Source organism: Paenibacillus sp. P4_E11, from assembly GCF_056401635.1.
Window position 1 is genome coordinate 1 of the sequence record NZ_JBFUIX010000299.1, and the last position, 2,945, is coordinate 2,945.

Below are 2,945 nucleotides of genomic sequence, written 5' to 3' on the forward strand. Positions count from 1 at the left end.
TGATGTCTTTAAAGAGAGTCTGTCTTGTTTCTACCCCTTTATTTAATTGCGTATAGATTAGCCCATCCAGTATAAAGATCACTATACTGCAATAACTAGCTGCTACCGGATCGTGAGTAACCATCATAAAGGTTGCCTTTCTTTTCTTATTTAATACGCTCAGTTTGTTTAACAAATCCGAAGCTGATTTAGAATCAAGTGCACCTGTGGGTTCGTCAGCGAAAATAATGCTTGGTTCATGAATAAAAGCTCGTGCAGCAGAGGTGCGTTGTTTTTGCCCCCCCGAAATTTCATTTGGATACTTATTTTGCAGATCAACAATCCCCAATTCTGTAGCAAGGGCTTGGAATTTCTGCTCAGCTTCTTTTTTCGGCGTCTTTGTAATCGATAACGGTAAAAGGATATTCTCCTTGACTGTCAGTGTATCTAATAAGTTGTATTCTTGAAAAATAAAACCTAAATGATTCTTTCGAAATTCAGCTAACTGCTTTTCCTTCATGCCAGAAATTTCTGTTCCTTCGATTTTGATCGTGCCGTTGCTAATCTTATCAATTGACGAGAGAACGTTGAGCAATGTCGTTTTCCCTGAACCTGATGCGCCCATGATACTAACGAATTCACCTTTTTCAATGCTAATATCCAGACCACTTAATACGTATTGCTTATTAAATTTATTACCATAGCTTTTATGGATTTTATTTGCTTCTAGAATTACCATATCGACACACTCCCTTTTCTCAATAATGTTATTATAAAAGGGTTTGCGTGACTTATCCTTCGATTGACCGAACAAATCATATAAGCATGTGACATTGTTGTCACACGCTTGTGATACGAACGAAGTCATTTCTTTGTGGAAAGGTTAATGTAAAAGTTGTTCCTGCTCCAAGTTCTGATTTTACTTGGATATGGATGAGCAATGACTGTGCTACTTTTTTGGCTAAATATAACCCCATGCCTGTTGCGGCATTGTCTTGATGCATGGTCGTTGATGTAAAACCTTTATCGAATATGCGAGGTAGATCTCTGGGGTCGATGCCGCSTCCACAATCTTTCACCTCAAGGATGACCTGATCAGCTCGCCGATAGTTGGTAATCATGATATCAGAGGCATGGCTATATTTCACTGCGTTTGTTAAGAGTTGTCTGATGATAAAGGCCAGCCATTTGGCATCACTAAGCACTTCAGCCACTTCTAAATGGATGTCAAAGCCGATCCCTTTTTGAATACACCATGATTGTAAGGTTTTAATTTCATTGAAAATAATCGTTTCTACATCTGTATGTTCCATATACAAATCATTTTCAATAAACGGTATACGCCTTTGATGGAGCTGTTGATCAAGCAGGAGATGAATTCGCAGCCATTCATAAGTTAAATGCGTTTTCATCATTTCGTCGTCTAAGCGGTCGATCATTAAATGCATGGCGGTCAGCGGTGTTTTAACTTCATGAATCCAAGAAAGGATTTCATCTTTCTCTTGCTCTAAAGTCATTAGATTTTGCGAAGCAGCCTGTTTCAGGAGTTCGACTTGGTTCGTCATGCTTTTTTCAATGATTTCTTCAAAGGGACTATCTGCTCCGGCTATACTTGTTAAATCAAGATTGTTGTCCCGTTCTTCTAAACTTTTGTAAAATTTCGTTTCTTTATTGTAGCGAATAACTAAGAAGATCGTAAAAAAGATCATCGATAAAAAGACAAGATAGAGGATGGACTTGAGTGGGATCGCCGAATCAATATAAGCGACGAAGACGATAAACAGCTGCTGGAGTATAAAGAGCAAGATCCAGCTGCGTCTTTCCCTGACATAGTTATTAATCAAACCCATTCGCCTCTTCTGCAGCCATATAGCCTTGCCCGACTTTCGTTTCAATAAAGCGCCCTAGATCAAGCTCATCCAGCCTTTTTCGCAGACGATTTACATTAACTGTAAGGGTATTGTCGCTTATAAAACGCTTATCATCCCACAAACTATTGATTAGCTCCTCGCGGCTTACGATCTTATTCTTCTTCTCGATGAGCAATTTTAATATGAAAATTTCATTCTTTGTAAGCTCGACCGATCCTGCCTCATTGGATACTACATTTTTCTCATAATCCACAGTTGCATCGCACCATGATTTGAGTTCGATTTTGTCCGTATTGTAATTGTATACGCGTCGAAGAATCGCTTGTACCTTTGCAATGAGTACATCGAAATGAAAGGGCTTCTGGATATAATCATCAGCTCCAAGCTGCATAGACATGACTATATCCGTAGGGTGATCGCGTGATGATAAAAATATAATCGGAATGTTAGAATGAGCTCGAATCATTCTACACCAATGAAACCCATCGAATTTGGGCAATTGAATGTCAATAATGACCAAATCAGGTTTAATATCTGTAAACTCTTGAATGACTTTACTAAAATCATGAATACCATAAACATCATAAGACCAATGCGCTAATCTATCTCGAATCTCATTAAATAGCGTTGTGTCATCTTCAATTAACAAGAGTTTGAACAAATGGTTTCACCACACCTTTAGCTTCTTCTGCAATTAATTGTATAGTAAAACCTTTTTGCATGCTATAAAGGGTGAATTTGGATTAAAGCTTTTCAGCGCCGTCACTATTTCACACGAAATCGTAGTCGCTATAAGGCAGCCCTTTAACAGAGACATCAATTTTTCGTTCAACGAATGAGTTCGACCGTGGAGGTTGAGAACTTTGATCACGTTCCTGATGGCTTTGAATGTTTAACAATTCCATCACTCCCCAGTGGATTTTGTTCTGTCACGTTTGAACGGCAACTCATGTCGGTTCCGTTTCTTTCATAATCCTTTCATAGGGTTCTGTTACTATTCATGCATGAGAGGTTTGGTCGTGTGTCTCGCACCAGGTTGACGCGGACACTTCTCATGGTCTGTTGGATATTGAATTGAATGGAATGGGGAAATGG

At 38.9% G+C, this 2,945-nt stretch carries 3 protein-coding genes; all 3 read right to left on the reverse strand.

Annotated features, from left to right (window positions below; all coding sequences use genetic code 11):
- Positions 1–718, reverse strand: a 718-nt coding sequence (locus AC1DWB_RS33100) for an ABC transporter ATP-binding protein (RefSeq protein WP_477545340.1), incomplete at its 3' end; no start/stop codon positions are given.
- Positions 719–818: 100 nt separating this feature from the next.
- Positions 819–1,823 (reverse strand): sensor histidine kinase, encoded by a 1,005-nt coding sequence (locus tag AC1DWB_RS33105; RefSeq protein ID WP_477545341.1) that lies wholly within the window; start codon positions 1,821–1,823, stop codon positions 819–821.
- Positions 1,816–2,511, reverse strand: a complete 696-nt coding sequence (locus tag AC1DWB_RS33110; protein WP_477545342.1) for a response regulator — start codon at positions 2,509–2,511, stop codon at positions 1,816–1,818. The genes AC1DWB_RS33105 and AC1DWB_RS33110 overlap by 8 nt, the downstream gene beginning before the upstream one ends.
- Positions 2,512–2,945: the final 434 nt, after the last annotated feature.